The following is a 16,113-nucleotide window of genomic DNA, read 5'->3' as shown; positions in this document are numbered from 1 at the left end:
TACTAAAAATCATCGGAGCATATAAATAACGGCAAATTTTGCTCCCTTAATTACTAAGAAAAATGCGAGGTGAAACAAAAGCGGGGCGTAGCGCGTAAATACGTTTGCTATGCCCCGCCATGATCCATGATTTACAAAATTAGTTTAGCTTTGATTGGTTTTCATAATTTATTTTAATAAATCAAAGCGGTCGTTGTTCATTACTTTTGCCCAAGCTTTAATAAAGTCGTGTACAAATTTTTCTTTATTGTCGTCTTGTGCGTAAAATTCGGCATAAGCGCGTAAAATTGAGTTGCTGCCAAAAATTAAATCAACCCTTGTAGCTGTCCATTTCACTTCTTCTGTTTTTCTGTCCACAATATGGTACAAGTCTTCCGAAATGGGTAACCATTTGTAGCGCATATCGGTAATATTTACAAAAAAGTCGTTAGTTAAAACACCTTCTCTGTCAGTTAAAACACCGTGTTTGCTTGCGCCGTAGTTTGTTCCTAAAACACGCATTCCACCAATTAAAACGGTCATTTCGGGTGCTGTAAGCCCCATTAATTGTGTTCTGTCAAGCAGCATCTCTTCCGGTTTGGGGGCATATTGTTTTTTCTGCCAGTTTCTGTAGCCATCATGTATGGGTTCAAGCACTGCAAACGACTCAACATCGGTCATTTCTTGGGTTGCATCTCCTCTTCCAAGGGTAATCGGAGCTTTAATATTTACACCTGCTTGTTGTGCTGCTTTTTCAATGGCGGCAGTTCCACCTAAAACGATTAAGTCGGCAATGCTTACTTTTTTAGTTAACGTTGCTTGTATTTCGCTAAGTTTTGCCAGCACTTTATTAAGTCTTTCCGGTTCGTTGCCCTCCCAGTTTTTTTGTGGGGCAAGTCGTATTCTTGCGCCATTAGCGCCGCCTCTGTAGTCCGAGCCTCTATAGGTACGCGCGCTATCCCAAGCCGTGTTGATGAGTTCAGAGGCCGTTAAGCCGCAATTTAGCAATTGTGTTTTTAAAGTTTCAATTTCTGATTCGGTCAGGGTATAGTTAACTTCCGGAATTGGGTCTTGCCAAATTAAAATTTCGTTTGGTACGTCGGCGCCCAAATAGCGGCTTTTGGGACCTAAATCGCGGTGAGTGAGTTTAAACCAAGCTTTGGCAAATACTTGCTCAAAATATTCGGGGTCATTATAAAAACGTTCTGCTATTTTACGGTACTCCGGGTCTATTTTTAAAGCCATGTCTGCATCGGTCATTATTGGGTTTCGGCGAATTCCGGGTAAATGGGCATCAAAAGGTTTATCTTCTTCTTTCATGTTTATTGGTTCCCATTGCCAAGCTCCGGCGGGGCTTTTTTTCAATTCCCATTCGTAAGTAAACAGCAAATAAAAATAAGTATGGTTCCATTTGTTTGGGTAAGTTGTCCAAGCGCCTTCTAAGCCACTGCTTACCGTGTGCTCGGCATTTCCTTTTCCGTTGGGGTTATACCAACCAAGTCCTTGGTGTTCAATAGGTGCTCCTTCGGGGCTGGGTTGTAAGGCGGCGGCATTGCCATTTCCGTGTGCTTTTCCTACGGTGTGGCCGCCTGCGGTTAAGGCAGCGGTTTCTTCATCGTTCATGGCCATTCGTTTAAATGTAACGCGCATGGCTTCGGCGGTTTTTAAAGGGTTAGGATTTCCGTTCACACCTTCGGGATTGACATAAATTAAGCCCATTTGAACGGCTGCTAAGGGGTTTTCAAGCGATTCTTCGTTTGACATGTCGGCATATCTTTCTTTTGCCAACCATTCTTTTTCGGCACCCCAATAAATATCTTTTTCCGGATGCCAAATATCTTCGCGTCCGCCTGCAAACCCAAAAGTTTTGAAACCCATTGATTCTAAAGCCATATTTCCGGCAAGAATAAACAAATCTGCCCAAGAAATTTTGTTGCCATATTTTTTCTTAACAGGCCATAATAGTCGGCGGGCTTTGTCTAAACTTACATTATCAGGCCAGCTGTTGAGCGGTGCAAAACGCTGATTGCCGGTATTGCCACCACCACGACCATCGGCTAAGCGATAGGTTCCGGCGCTGTGCCAGGCCATTCTAATCATCAAGCCGCCATAATGCCCCCAGTCGGCTGGCCACCAATTTTGGCTGTCTGTCATTAGGTTTTTAAGGTCGTTTTTAATGGCCTCTAAATCTAATTGTTTAAATGCTTCTCTGTAACTGAAGCCTTCGCCGATTGGGTTTGTTTTGGTGTCGTGCTGGTGCAAAATGTCTAAATTAAGCGCATTTGGCCACCAGTTTGTTACAGGATTGCTTGTGTCGGTGTTTGCGCCGTGCATAACCGGGCATTTTCCCTTTTTTGAATTGTCTGTCATGTTTATTGTTAAGTTTGAAATAATATTAGTACATTCGTTTATTTATTGGGTTCTATCCGGAAAAAAAAACTTTTTATTTTGGTAGTTGTTGTATCAAATAAAATGAAGTTTACTTGGCAGCCCCAGCTATTTTTCCTAATTTGCCAGCTATTGGCAAAATATTTGAAGCATGTTTTTTAATTGACAGCCATAAATATGGTTAATTTTTAACTTTTAAACATAAACATTTTCATCACATATAACATAATGATGTGCGTGTTATTAAGCTGTTGTTTTTTCAGTTTAACACACTAAAAGCAACTATTTTTAAGTTAATAATACGCAACAATCAATAATTTTAAACTACTATTAACTAATAATAAAACAAAAAATGTACGCACAAAGTTTAATAGTTGGCAATTTACCCACCCTAAACCCACTCGATAATTTTGAACAAGCCTTAGCAACAATGACTGCTTTTCATGTGCAGCATTTACCGGTTGTGGACGAAAATGGGCAATATTTGGGCTTGCTTGAAGAACACGCTTTAATTGATATAGAGCATTTGCACGAACACCACTTGTTAACCGAGTTGAATTTTGCCAATTTGCGCCCATTTGTAATAGAAAATCAACCTATAAGTGAGTTATTAAAAGTTTTTATTGATTACCGGATAACAGCCGTACCTGTTTTAAGTCAAAATGCCGACTACTTAGGCTGTGTTACTATTGAAAAAGTATTAGATTATTTTGCCAATTTAACCGCAGCTTACGAGCCCGGCCCTATTATTGTTGTTGAAATGCACCAACGCGATTATTCGCTGGCTTATTTGGCTCGTATTATTGAAGAGTGCGGCGCTGCCGTTATTAGCGCTTACACTACAACCAACCCCGACACCATGCTTTTAAACGTTACGTTAAAAGTTAATGCACAAGATATTTCTGCTATTTTAGCTGCTTTTGAGCGCCACGATATTACTATTAACGGTGCTTATACCGAAAGCAATTTTAATACCGACCTTCAAGAACGGTACGACTCGTTGCTTAATTATTTAAACATTTAAAAAATTGTTTTGATTTTTGTAAAAAAAAATGCCTCCGGAAGAAACTTACTGTTTTTATCCGGAGGCATTAAAACTAAATAGCAGCGTATTACTAACGTATCACTATTATTGTGGTGGTAATGGGGGTGGTAAACTGGCAAAATACGCCTGAAAATCGGGGACTGTTTCGGCGGCTGCCCAATTTTCCATACCTTGTGTCCATACTAAAGTTTGGGGGGTAATTTCAAAATTGGAAACTGTTTTTACCATTACCGCAATTTCTTCCATGGTGTAGGGGCCTGCTGTATTGCCATTTATGCCAAGATGGTATTTTTTAGTGGGCAATGGGGGTGGTGTTGTGCTGCGCTCGTTTGTGTTTTGTTGTTGCTGGTTTGTTTGATTTACCTGGTTCATCATTTGCCCCATCATACCAACGCCTACAACCATACCGGCGTTTCCGGGGTTTTCGGCGGCTTTTTCCATTGCATTGGCGGTTTGGTATTGCATGTATTTGCTTAAGTCGCCAACAATGCCCATGCTGGTGCGTTTGTCAAGCACTTCCTCCACTTCGGGGGGCAGCGATATGTTTTCGACCAATAGTTTAGTTAATTCAAGCCCATAGACTTCAAATTCGGGGCAAATTTTTTGCTCCATAAACTTCGATAAATCGTCGTAATTTGAAGCAAGGTCAAGTACCGGAATTTTGCTTTCGCCAACTGTATCGGTAAACCGGGTAATAATAATATTCTTCAGTTGTTCGGCAATATTTTCTACCGTAAAATGGCCATTTGTGCCTACAATTTCGCTAATAAATTTGGGGGCATCTTGGATACGCATACTGTAATTGCCAAAAGCCCTTAAACGCACCATGCCAAACTCGGCATCGCGCATCATAATGGGGTTTTTGGTGCCCCATTTATTGTCGGTAAATATTTTGGTGTTTACAAAGTAAACTTCGCATTTAAAGGGGCTTTCAAAGCCGTACTTCCAACCACGCAGCGTTGATAAAACTGGTAAATTAGAAGTTACTAACGAGTGTGTACCTGGTTGAAAAACGTCGGCAATACGGCCTTCGTCAACAAAAACGGCAATTTGTGTTTCGCGTACCACTAATTTAGCCCCGTTTTTAATTTCGTTGTTGTGGCGTTCAAAACGGTACACCATAGTGTCTTGCGATGAGTCGAGCCATTCGATTATATCAATAAACTCGCCTCGAAATTTGTCAAAAAATCCCATTTTGAATAATTTTGTTTTTATGGTTGAATAAAAAATATATTTTAAAAATAATGAAAACCAGGTCCTATAACACATTCAATCATCCGGAAAAAAATATCCGGAAAAAAAGTGAATGATTTTATCGGCATCTTGTCAATAAATCAAATAATTTTGCTTGTATTATGTTGTGTTTGTTTAAGGACAAATGGTATAATAAAAAACTGTTTAAAAAAGTTCCATTTTATTTTTTTAATCAAGCAAGGGTGTATTGGCGGTGTTGCACCGATTAAGTTAAAGTTATATTGGTTCTTCTTGGGCAATTAGTTGTTCCATAAGGATACAAAGTTTAGACTCGGCTTGGGCGGCTACGGCTACAACATCTTCGAGGCTAAGCGATTTTACGCGGTGAGGTGGGTAGCCTACGTCGGTAATAATTGAGACCGCAAAAATTGGCAATCCGGTGTGTACGGCTACAATTGCCTCGGGAACCGTGCTCATGCCAACGGCATTTGCCCCTATTCGGTTAAGCCATATATATTCGGCTTTTGTTTCGATATTTGGGCCACTAACGCTGGCATATACGCCGGTTTTGCAAGGAATGCCTTGTTGTTGGGCAATACTAAGCGCCCTGTTTATAAGCGTTTGATCGTAGGGCTGGCTAAAATCGGGGAAACGCGGCCCCAATTCCGGATAATTAACACCTCGCAAAGGGTTTTCGGGCTGTAGGTTGATGTGGTCGGTCAATATCATAAAGTCGCCAATATCCAAATCTTCGCAAACGCTACCCGACACGTTTGAGATAAATAGTTTTTCGATGCCCAGCCGTTTAAAAACGCGCACCGGAAAAGTTACTTGTTGCATACTATAGCCTTCGTAATAGTGGAACCGGCCTTGCATAACAGCTACTTTGTGGCCACCTAACCAACCAAATACCAAGCGCCCGTGGTGGCTTTCGACTGTTGAAACGGGAAAATGCGGAATTTGGGCGTAATCTATGCTATATTCAATTTTAACCTGCTGAACCAAGCCACCTAAACCTGTACCTAAAATAATGGCAAAGCGTGGTTGCCAATTATTGGTTTGGGTTATAAGGTATTGTGCTGTTTCTTCTATAAGGGTGGGCAAATGGCTCATGGGTGTGCTTTGGTTAAGGGTTTTCTTAGGTTTTTGGATAAAAAATATCTGTCAAGCAAAGGTACAAAATTGTAACAAAATATTCTTCGATTTTGGTGTTTGCCAACTACCATTAATGGGGACTTTTTTAAATTTTTTTGTCTGGCCATTTGTTTGCTTTTTCAACTGTTAATGTGAGAAAAAAACTTGTTCTTAGATTATTTCGTTGTTAATGCTTAGGCCAAATAAAGCAAAGTCGTATTTTACTGGGTCGGTGGGGTCAAATTGTCGCAAGTTTTGGGTTAGCTCAAGTACTGCTTGCCAATTTGTTTTAGGGTGGTTTAATAAGTTTAATTTACGGGCAACCCTGTCAACATGCACATCTAAGGGGCATAATAATTGGGCAGGGTTAATTTGCTGCCAAAGGCCAAAATCAACGCCATGGTTATCGCGGCGTACCATCCAGCGCAAAAACATACACAGTCTTTTGCAGGCAGCCCTGCGGGCGGGGGTAGAGATGTGTTTGCGGGTACGGGCGGGGGAATCGGGCAGGCTAAAAAACAAATTATGAAAACCAATTAAGGCCGGCTCAATAGTTTTACTTTGCGGCAATAAAAATTGGCTAAATGCTGTTTCAAGGGAGGTGTTTTTTTTATAGTAATCGCTAAAAAAGGCTATAAAATACAGGGCATCGGTGGCATTAAAGGTGCGGTGTTTAAAGTTTAAAAAGGGTTTTAGGTCGTTGGCGGTATGGTTGCGCACAAAGTCGTAGGGGGCATTGTCCATAAGGTTGGCCAGGGTTAAACTTTTGTCAATTATGGTTTTCCGTTGCCCCCAAGCTAACATAGCTGCCCAAAATCCCATTATTTCGCGGTCTTGTAAAAGTGTAAAGCGATGTGGTACCGAAATGGGGTCGGTATTAATAAAATTTGGTTGATTGTAGTGCAATACAGCCGTGTTAAGCAGAATTTGCGTGTTAAGCATACCCACAAAATTAGACAAAAGATTGTAACATAAAAAAATCCGGAGAAAACAACAAGGTGTTTCATCCGGATTCGTTTAACATATTCCTTTTATCTATCTATTTTCATATTTTTGTTCGGCTTGGGTTGCAGTTAGGTTGGTGCGCAAACCATCAACGTAAACAACTACAAATGCTTTTGCAAAGCCTTTTTTCTGTAAATCGTGCGAAAGTTTGCGGGCATCACTTACATTTGAAAATTCGCCAACCATTAACCTAATCATGCCGCCGTTTGTTGTTTCGCTTTTAATAGTCAAAGATTTGTCAATTCGTGCTGCCGCTGAATTGTGACCGCCTTTTGAAAAAGAGCCAGCTTGAATTCTATACACTACTTTTTCTTTTTTTACTTTTTCCGTTTCTTTTTTTATTGGGCTTGCGGTATTATCAGATTTAATCTCGTTTTTAGTACCTCTTTTTAAAACAACTGGTTGTTCGATATTGGTTTTCCAAAACAATAAAACCTGAATTATAGGTTCGGCACCAATTGTGCTTATAGTTTTTGCATCTTCAATTTCGCCCGTATTATTTAAGGTTGTTAGTCGGTATTGTTTGCCGCCTTCTAACCTAAAGGTAAACTGCCCCGACTTATCCGAGTAGGCAACTTGTTTATTATCGCTTAAAAAGTCTTTAATTTCAACTGATGCACTCATTACCGGCTTTTTTGTTACAATATCTAAAACCCTACCCACTACCACATGACTATACACTTCTATGTTTGCTGTCGATTGTTCTGCCATGGTATTATGCTTTTCCTTTGCCAACTCAAGCGAGTCGGCACTTAAAAATGGCTGAGATAGTAAAAAACTAAGCACCATTAAAAAAGCATTATTTCTAAATATTTTTTGCATACTGCGATGTATTTAAATCTTGTGGAGGTTTTAATAAAATAGAGTTGTGAGTATTAAATTATAGTGTTTGTGTTCTATTTATTACATCAAAAAACATACCAAAAAACGTGATTCCAAGATAATCAATAAAATATATCATCTAAAATAAAAAGCTTGAACATTTTGCTATTAAAGGGAAACATTATTTTGAAAGTATTAGTTCAAAAACTTCCGGATTTTTTCTTCATCTGACCTGTTTTTAGGACAAAATAATGACAATTTTTTTACATTGAAAATACAATTCTTAGCCTTCTTTTTTACGAAATTATTTGCTATTCGCCTAACAAATTAATATGATTTATTTTGCAATTATTAAATATATTTTGCCAAGGTAAACGAACAAATATGATTTTGTATTGTAAAAATGCTACAAAAAGTGCAAACTTACCTTTAGAGACTGTCTAAAAATTAAAAATTGGCATGCCAGTCCTAAAAATTGATAGGAAAAAAGTTATTAAAAGAGATGTGAATAAAAGACTATCAGTTTGACGTTTAAATAATAATTCATAGCTTTATGAAAATCAAACACATAAAGTAAAATGAAAACCTACCCAAGCAGTCTCACCGATAGTCAATGGAGTGCAATATTAGGCATTTTAGACGACAAACGGAAACGAAAACACAGTTTAAGAGAAATTTTTAATGCGCTGTTCTATTTGCTTAAAACTGGCTGTCAATGGCGCATGCTGCCGTTCCATTTTCCGTCATGGAAGCTTGTTTACTACTATTTTACCAAGTGGAAGAAGGATGGGACGATAGAACTCATCCATGAAATACTCAGGATAAGACTCGAAAGCAAGCAGGCAGGGCTTCATCGCCAAGTGTTGGTATAATTGATAGCCAGAGCGTAAAGACAACAAGCGTCGGAGGCTTGTGCAGAGGGATTGACGGGGGTAAAAAAGTTAAAGGCAGAAAGCGGCATATTATTGTAGATACAATGGGACTACTTTTAGCGGTTGTGGTTCATGCGGCAAATGAGCATGACAGTAAATCAGCCCCAATGGTTATAGCTGACCTCAGAGGCAGGTTTTGCAGATTGGTAAAGATAGTAGCTGATGGCGGGTATAGAGGCGAGTTAATTGAAAATACCCGCAAAACGTTTGGGTGGGTGGTTGAGGTTGTAAGTAGATCGAATACAGCCTCGAAATTCGAAGTATTGCCAAAAAGATGGATTGTTGAAAGAACTTTTGCATGGCTCGAAAGCTATCGAAGATTGAGTAAAGACTTTGAGTTCCAAACCGAAACGAGCCAGACAATGATCCAACTTGCCATGATAAAATTGATGCTTAATAGAATTAGAAAATAAAATTTAGACAGGCTCTTATTTTTTTGAAATAATTTCATTATTTGTCAAAAATACTGAAAATTACATGTAAACAACAGGTTGGGTTATTATAATTTATTGGATAATGGAAAAAAGATGCCTACTTATTATATTACCTAATTTTATAGGGCACAACTATAGGCCATAATATAAATTCAAACAACTCTTTTTATTTTGCCAAAGCAGCCAGCCGTGCCACAACCGGCGGATGACTGTAGTGTACAAAAACGTATGCCGGATGTGGTGTTAAATTGCCCAAATTTGTAACGGTTAATTTTTTGAGCGCACTGGCCAAAGCCTCTCCACCATAAGTTTGTTTGGCGTAATCATCGGCCTCAAACTCGTGTTTCCGCGACCAAATATTGCTAATAATACTAAGCACTTCGCTTATGGGGCTATACAATAAAGCAAAAGCCAACAAACCTACATGCAGCGAATGCTGCGCAGCCCCTAAGGCTGTACTTAGCTGCGAATTGTTTAAAATATAACCTAAAACAAACAAAGCAAAACCAGTTGTAAGGGTGCTTATTAACAACATTTTATACACGTGCCACCGCTTGTAATGCCCCACTTCGTGGGCTAATACGGCTAAGGTTTCGGGGTGTGTTTGGGTGGCCAACAACGTGTCGTACAATACAATCATGCGGGTGCTGCCCATTCCGGTAAAAAAGGCATTGGCCTTGGTGCTGCGCTTCGAGCCGTCTATAACCAAAATTTTACCATACGGAAACTGTACTTTTTTGGCATACTGCTCAATGGAGGTATTTAAATTATCGTCGGTTAAAGGGCTTAGTTTGTTGAACAGGGGCAAAAACAATTTTACTCCAAAAGCAGACATAAACAAGCTAAAAATGGTAACAGCTGCCCATGTGTAGAGCCAAAACAAATTGCCGGCGGTATAATAAAACTTATACAGTAAATAATAGATAGCAGGCCCAATTATAATGCTTATAATTATACCACGCAATTTATCCATAAAAAACAATTTGGGCGTACTGCGGTTAAATCCATATTTTGCCTCTATGGTAAAAGTGCTATACCACTCAAACGGCAACGATATAATTGCGCTTACCAACCCAATAAGACCAAAAAATACCAACCCGCGCAGCAATTCATTAGTTAGCCCGAACTGGGTTAATAAAATTTGGTCTAACCAGCCAAACCCACCTGTAAGCAACATGCCCAACATTAAAGCCAAGTTTAAAAAGCCTAATTTTTGGCTTAAATTATAGTTGTCTTCTTGGTATTCGCGGGCCCGCCCGTAGGCTTCGGAGGTATATACATCGCGTACAGACTCGGGAACCTGCGGCTGCCAATGCTTAAAATTTAGGCGCGTAAGCCAACTATGCACAATAAACTGCACCAAAATAATAGCAATAATAACAAGCAGTAAGTACATCGTTAATTTATTGATTAATTGAATAGTAGTTATAGCTAAGGAATTGATTTGTATGTTGCGCAAAGTTAGTGCAATTTTGAACGAAAAAAATACCCGCAAATACCAAGTATTATAGGCTGAACAACAAAAAAATACCGTAATTTGCCAGCCCACCGTACACTTAGATGTAATTACATGAAAAAACAGCTATTTACCGCCCTTTTTTCCGGATTTTTGCTGCTTGCTTTAACCGCTTCAAATGCACAAACAATATCCGGCGCTTGCCAGCACAATCATCAAAATTCTGCGGCTTACAACCACCATAAATTTACAGCCCAGTCAAATAAAACCCAGGCAGCCGCCTCGCGCTCCGATACGCTCGATATAGTAAACTATCACCTTAATTTAAACCTGACCGACCTTGCCAGCAAAGAGCTTTCGGGAACCTGCGCCGTGCATTTGGCTTCAAAAATAAATAATTTAGATACCATATTGCTCGACCTTAAAGCCCTTGCCGTTAGTGCTGTTTACCGGGGCAATGAAACAAATCCGGAAAATTACGAGCAGCAAGGCGAACTCCTCCGGATATTTACCAAAAAAACACTAAACGCCGCCGACACCGCTACTTTTATCATATCGTACCAAGGCAAACCCGCTACTGCTACGTATGGTGGCTTTTATTTTGGCAATAATACCGCCTATAATATGGGCGTAGGCATTGGTATTGACCCTCCTAATTTTGGGCGTGCTTGGTTTCCCTGTCTCGACAATTTTATAGACCGCGCTACTTACCAATTTTCTATCCACACCAAAGGCAATATGAGTGCTTTTTGTAATGGCACCCTTCAAAATATTGATTTATTGGGCGATGGCACCAAAATTACCCATTGGAAATTAGATGTACCCATACCAACTTATTTGGCTTCGGTGGCCGTAGGTGCTTTTTCGACCATTGAAAGCGAATACGAGGGCATGAACGGAAAAATTCCTGCCATCATTGCCGCTCCGGATGCAAATTTAGACGATGCAAAAATTTCGTTTCAAAATTTGCCCCAAGCGTTCAGCGGTTTCGAGCAGGCATTTGGCCCCTATATTTGGCCCCGCGTAGGTTTTACCGTAGTACCTTTTAATGCGGGTGCTATGGAACATGCCACCAATATTGGCTACCCTTTGTTTGCTGTTGATGGCACCCTAACCTGGGAAGCTGCTATAATGGCGCACGAATTATCGCACCATTGGTGGGGCGACTTAGTAACCTGCGAAACTGCCGCCGATATGTGGCTTAACGAAGGGTGGGCAAGCTGGTGCGAAAACTATTTTACCGAGCTTGTTTATGGGCCACAGGCTTACCGCGATGCCTGCCGCACCACCCTTGAAGATGTGCTGCGCCAAGCCCACCTTGCCGACGACGGCTACCGCGCTGTTGCGGGCGTGCCTGCCGAGTACACGTATGGCAATACCGTTAACCGCAAAGGTGCCGTAGTGGTAAATGCCCTGCGGGGCTATATGGGCAACGAAGCCTTTTTTAAATGTTTAAAAGAATATACGGCTGCCTTTGCACTTAAAAACGCCAACAGCTACCAACTGCGCGATTTTTTAAGCGATTGTTCGGGCATGGATTTGACCGATTTTTTTGACGACTGGGTTTTTCAGCCCGGATTTGTGGCCGTAACCTTAGACAGTATGGCCGTTAAATTTGCAGGAACCAATGCCGTAGCTACCGTTTATTTGCGGCAGCACACGCATCAAACAAATCATTATTTTAATGCCATACCCGTTGATATTACTTTTTACGACCAAAACCTTAACAGTACTACCCGCCGCGTGTTTTCGAGCGGGGCTTGTAGTTTTACCCAAAATATTGAACTGCCATTTTACCCCATTTACGCCGCCATTGATACCAACGAAACGCTGTCGTTAGCAGGTTTGCAAGCGCAACGCTGGATAACCAAAACAGGCAACTATACGCTGCCCAATACACAAGTAGATTTAGAGGTTAATGCCGTTTCGGACACTAATTTGCTGCATGTTTACCATATTTGGGCACCCCCCGACAGGCCACAAACACCCCCGCCCGGATGGATTTTAAGCGACCGCCATTATTGGCGTATAGGCGGCGTTAATTTGGGCAGTTTTAAAGCAAAGGCCAGCTTTTATTATAATGGCTCTAATAACGGCGGATTATTAGATGCTGCCTTGTTTGGCGGCTTAAACGAAAACTCGCTAATGCTGTTATACAGGCCTAATGCCGCGGCTAACTGGCAAAAACTAAACTCGGCCACCCTTAACAAAGGCGGCAGCGCAACCGACAAAATGGGCAGTTTTACGGTTGCCTCGTTGCAATTTGGCGAATATACCTTAGCCATAAACGACCCCAACCGCACCGATACTTTAACCATGCCCCCTAACGATTGTTTAAACCTTACGGCCTTAAACCAACCACCCAATAACAATAATACAAACAGCCACAAACAAGGCTATTTACAGGTGCAACCCAACCCAAACAACGGGCAATTTGCCGTAAATATTAGCTTGCCCGCTACTGCCGTACCACAGATGGCCATTTTACAGGTAGCTGACTCGGCAGGGCGCATTATTTACACCCAAAATATAAACAATACTGGAGGCACACAGCAGCAAAGCATAACTATAAACCTTGCGCAGCCATTAACAGCCGGCACTTACAAAGTAAGCGTTAAAACCAATAGTTATGTGCTTGCCAGCACGATGGTTGTTTTATAGTTAGCCCGCTTTGAATATGCGTTTTTGCTTTGTTCAGTTTTCAGATAAAATTGCCGACGTGGGGTCGGTTCAGGTAAAACTATTTTTTTTCTTCTGAGAACAAGTGTTTATGCCGGCAAACAAACAAATTCCGGAAGGATTATTTGTTTCGGCGAAAATTTATCCAATTAAATAGGCAAGCCCACTGTTAATATTTTCGCACAGGTCGCTTATTTTTTTTTCGGTGCACATTTTTTCAAAAAGCTCGCGAATGGGTTTAAAGTCGTTATGAAAAGGGCAGGGCCTTATTTCGCTGCATTTACTTAGCCCCAAACCGCATTGCTTAAAAACGTCTTTACCGTCAATGGCATAAATAATATTGATTACGGGCAGCTCTTTTTGCTTGGGTGTAATGTAAAAACCTCCGGATGGGCCTTTTACGCTGTATATAATTTCATCTTTTACTAATTTTTGTAAAAGTTTACCAACTGTATGCACATTTTCATTGATGTACTCGGCTATTTCTTTTATGCTCGCTTTGTTTTCCGGATAGGTTTTAGCGCCTAAATATACGACTGCCTTAACAGCGGCTTTACAGGTTAAACTCAACATACGCTTATCTGCCTAAATATATGCGACCGTTTTCTGAAATTCGCTCGTAATCCCAAGGGGGGTCAAAGCTTAAGTTTACTTCTATGGTGTAGTCAGCAAAGGAGGCCTGCAAAGATTGACGGACACTATCGGTAATTGACTCGCCCATAGGGCAAAACTGCGTGGTCAGCGTCATGGTGCAAATTATTTTTTTGCCGTCTTCCTCAAAATTTATTTCGTAGATTAGCCCAAGGTCAACAACACTAAGGCCAATTTCGGGGTCGTAAACATTTTCTAACCCTGCCAGGGCTATATTGCACTTAATTTCAAAATTGGTAATTACATTCATTATATAACGGCTTTATGTGTGATTATTTTAAAAACATTCAAGTTGTAGAGTACGGCAGCTACGATTAAAAAAACGGAGCCTGCCTTTAAAAATAAGAGCCACGATGCTAAAATGCCCACAACAAAAAGTAAAAATCCGGATAGATAAACGATACTCATTATTTTGAATATCGGATGATTAAACAAGTCTTTGGGGTTGGGCGTTTTTTGGGATGCAGCGCGTTGGTGGTAAACTTTATTCCATACAATAAAAGGCAATGTTTTAAAGGTCATGCCCAAAATGATGGCCGTAAGCCAACCGAAAAAGGTTAAAAAGCCATAAGCTGTAATCAGATTTATTTTGTTTCCGGAAGTAAAAAACAAGATGCCAATAAAAATAAACAACAGCACAACCGGCAGCAAAAGCATGGCAACCGATGTTAGGGACATTTTCATTTGCTCGTCTATTTGTTTGCGAAGTCGTTGTTTGATGGCCATCCGGCAGTAGTAAATAAACAGCCCAACTGCGCTCAACACAAGCAATCCGGGAACAAAAATAATTGCTTTTACGCCAAAATCATTATAAAAAACAAACAAATAAAGGACGATGGCGGCGTTAATCAAATAAAAAATGCGCCACAACAAACGGGTATTGGTATATTTTGAAATTAAAAACATTGGAATTAACCGCGAAGCAACCCCAACAACTAACAACAAAAACCACCCAACTATTCCGGCATGAGCATGTAAGGAAAGAAAATGCAGCGAATCTTTATTAAGTATTGGGGTGGTAAAATTATAAACTAACAAAAGTCCCAGCAGCACGGTAAAAAACAGCCAAAGTGTTGCCGTAAAAACGAACATGGCATGAACATTTTCGCTTTTACCCCTCCGGATACTTATCACTATATTTACAAGATAGGTAAGCACGGCAAGTACTATAAAATGCCCCCCCCATTTTGCTGGCGTGCCCATATCGAACACGTAAAATCCATAAACAAGCAAGGGAATACCGATTGCGGCAAAAACAAACGAAATAAAGGCAAGTTTTTCGCTGTAAAGCCTTCCTTCAATTAATACCGGTACAAGCTGATGGCTTGCGCCTAATATTATCATGGTGGCCCAGCCCAAGGCCATGGTATGTGTAATGGCCAATATATGCGGGTGGAAGTAGTGATTTAGAAAAGCTTGGTTAGAGGTGAACAACAAAACACATCCGGCCAAAAACGAAAGCGAAGCATACAGGTAAAACGGCAGTATAACTTTATACGAAGTAGTTTTAGTTGTAGGCATTCCTATTTGTGGTGCAAACATTTTACGTGCGGAAAATTAAAAGGTGCACCTCGTCATCGCTTATTTCGTTGATACGATATTCAAATTTTCTTTCTTTTAACTCGGGCAGCAAAAAAACGGGGATGCGTTTGTGGTAAACATACAGGCAGTATCCGGATGGCAGTTTTTCGAGTTCATCTAAAATGGTAAGCATAGGCAAAGGCATTTCAAGCGCACGCACATCAATATTTACCAATTTTCCTTCAAATTTTGCTACCATTTTATCCCAGTCAAGGAAATTATTATTCAGTTGTGGCGTTTCATTATTTGAATTTGCTGTTTTAAAAAAATACGTATAAACCAAATTGTCGTTAATGGCTTCGGAGTAAGTTTCGTAGCCTTGTTTTTCTAACAACTGAATAAGCGGTATCGGCTCAAAACTATTTATTAGCTTTAAAATTTGCTGTGCTTTTAGTTGCTTGGTTTTTTCAAGAATAAGTTTTAACGGGTCTTTACCGCCTTCGAGTACGCTGCGCACATCTAATTCAACCATATTATCGGCAGAGGCGTTTTTCATAAATCCGGGCATTTCTTTCATTTCGGTATTATCATCGGCGGTGGTTGTTTTATCTACACTAAACCCAAGTGGTTGAAGTTTTTTAAAAAAATCGTCCACTGTGCAGCCACCAATTTTACTGGCCATAGAAATGGAAGCCCGCGAGGCAATTAGTTTGCGCATCAATGGGTTCCGGAGTTTGTTGAACTTAGGTGAAATGCTGATGATGGCCTCTAAAGCATCGGGGTGTTGTTTCAAAATAGTGGCAATTTTTGTATTGGCATTTATTGTGTCCATATTAAAGCATTTAGTTTTGTTTTAAGCAGGCAATAGGCAAA

Annotated in this window: 12 protein-coding genes and 1 pseudogene; 3 read left to right on the top strand and 10 right to left on the bottom strand. The window is 40.4% G+C overall.

Going from position 1 to position 16,113, the window contains the following annotated elements:
• Positions 1 to 168: 168 nt before the first annotated feature.
• The gene (gene katG / locus IPI59_00915) at positions 169 to 2,349 is read right to left on the bottom strand and encodes a catalase/peroxidase HPI (protein ID MBK7526132.1); all 2,181 of its coding nucleotides are present in this window, start codon (positions 2,347 to 2,349) and stop codon (positions 169 to 171) included.
• 370 nt (positions 2,350 to 2,719) lie between these two features.
• Here katG and IPI59_00910 point away from each other — a divergent pair, with 370 nt between their 5' ends.
• The gene (locus IPI59_00910) at positions 2,720 to 3,391 is read left to right on the top strand and encodes a CBS domain-containing protein (GenBank protein MBK7526131.1); all 672 of its coding nucleotides are present in this window, start codon (positions 2,720 to 2,722) and stop codon (positions 3,389 to 3,391) included.
• 105 nt (positions 3,392 to 3,496) lie between these two features.
• Here IPI59_00910 and IPI59_00905 read toward each other — a convergent pair whose 3' ends face one another.
• The 4 genes from IPI59_00905 to IPI59_00890 form a co-directional block, all read right to left on the bottom strand.
• Positions 3,497 to 4,606, bottom strand: coding sequence for an SPFH domain-containing protein (locus IPI59_00905; protein MBK7526130.1), 1,110 nt, complete (start codon positions 4,604 to 4,606; stop codon positions 3,497 to 3,499).
• A 276-nt stretch (positions 4,607 to 4,882) separates the two neighbouring features.
• Positions 4,883 to 5,719, bottom strand: a complete 837-nt coding sequence (locus IPI59_00900) for a purine-nucleoside phosphorylase (GenBank protein ID MBK7526129.1) — start codon at positions 5,717 to 5,719, stop codon at positions 4,883 to 4,885.
• A gap of 192 nt (positions 5,720 to 5,911) precedes the next feature.
• Entirely contained in the window at positions 5,912 to 6,682 is a 771-nt protein-coding gene (locus IPI59_00895) for a TIGR02757 family protein (protein MBK7526128.1), read from the bottom strand.
• A 93-nt stretch (positions 6,683 to 6,775) separates the two neighbouring features.
• Positions 6,776 to 7,567, bottom strand: coding sequence for an SPOR domain-containing protein (locus tag IPI59_00890; protein ID MBK7526127.1), 792 nt, complete (start codon positions 7,565 to 7,567; stop codon positions 6,776 to 6,778).
• 578 nt (positions 7,568 to 8,145) lie between these two features.
• Here IPI59_00890 and IPI59_00885 point away from each other — a divergent pair.
• Positions 8,146 to 8,912: pseudogene (locus tag IPI59_00885) on the top strand (IS5 family transposase).
• 187 nt (positions 8,913 to 9,099) lie between these two features.
• Here the strand turns inward: IPI59_00885 and IPI59_00880 are convergent.
• Complete coding sequence (locus tag IPI59_00880) at positions 9,100 to 10,329, bottom strand: M48 family metallopeptidase (GenBank protein ID MBK7526126.1); 1,230 nt, start codon at positions 10,327 to 10,329, stop codon at positions 9,100 to 9,102.
• Between the two features lie 174 nt (positions 10,330 to 10,503).
• On the opposite strand from IPI59_00880, the gene IPI59_00875 reads away from it, so the two are divergent.
• A complete protein-coding gene (locus IPI59_00875) occupies positions 10,504 to 13,050 on the top strand; it encodes a M1 family metallopeptidase (GenBank protein ID MBK7526125.1) in 2,547 nt (848 codons plus the stop codon).
• A gap of 159 nt (positions 13,051 to 13,209) precedes the next feature.
• On the opposite strand, the gene IPI59_00870 is transcribed toward IPI59_00875, so the two are convergent.
• From IPI59_00870 to IPI59_00855, 4 genes are read right to left on the bottom strand one after another with little or no spacing between them, the layout of a single operon-like run.
• The gene (locus tag IPI59_00870) at positions 13,210 to 13,641 is read right to left on the bottom strand and encodes an Rrf2 family transcriptional regulator (protein ID MBK7526124.1); all 432 of its coding nucleotides are present in this window, start codon (positions 13,639 to 13,641) and stop codon (positions 13,210 to 13,212) included.
• 4 nt (positions 13,642 to 13,645) lie between these two features.
• Entirely contained in the window at positions 13,646 to 13,969 is a 324-nt protein-coding gene (locus IPI59_00865) for a metal-sulfur cluster assembly factor (GenBank protein MBK7526123.1), read from the bottom strand.
• Positions 13,969 to 15,240, bottom strand: a complete 1,272-nt coding sequence (locus IPI59_00860; protein ID MBK7526122.1) for a cytochrome C oxidase subunit I — start codon at positions 15,238 to 15,240, stop codon at positions 13,969 to 13,971. The genes IPI59_00865 and IPI59_00860 overlap by 1 nt, the downstream gene beginning before the upstream one ends.
• Before the next feature lie 22 nt (positions 15,241 to 15,262).
• Positions 15,263 to 16,072, bottom strand: a complete 810-nt coding sequence (locus IPI59_00855; protein ID MBK7526121.1) for a DUF2249 domain-containing protein — start codon at positions 16,070 to 16,072, stop codon at positions 15,263 to 15,265.
• Positions 16,073 to 16,113: the final 41 nt, after the last annotated feature.

The sequence above is a fragment of the Sphingobacteriales bacterium genome, from assembly GCA_016706405.1.
Classification (GTDB): Bacteria; Bacteroidota; Bacteroidia; order Chitinophagales; family UBA2359; genus BJ6.
The sequence above is the reverse complement of the archived record's forward strand: the minus strand, read 5'-3'. Positions and strand labels throughout refer to the sequence as shown.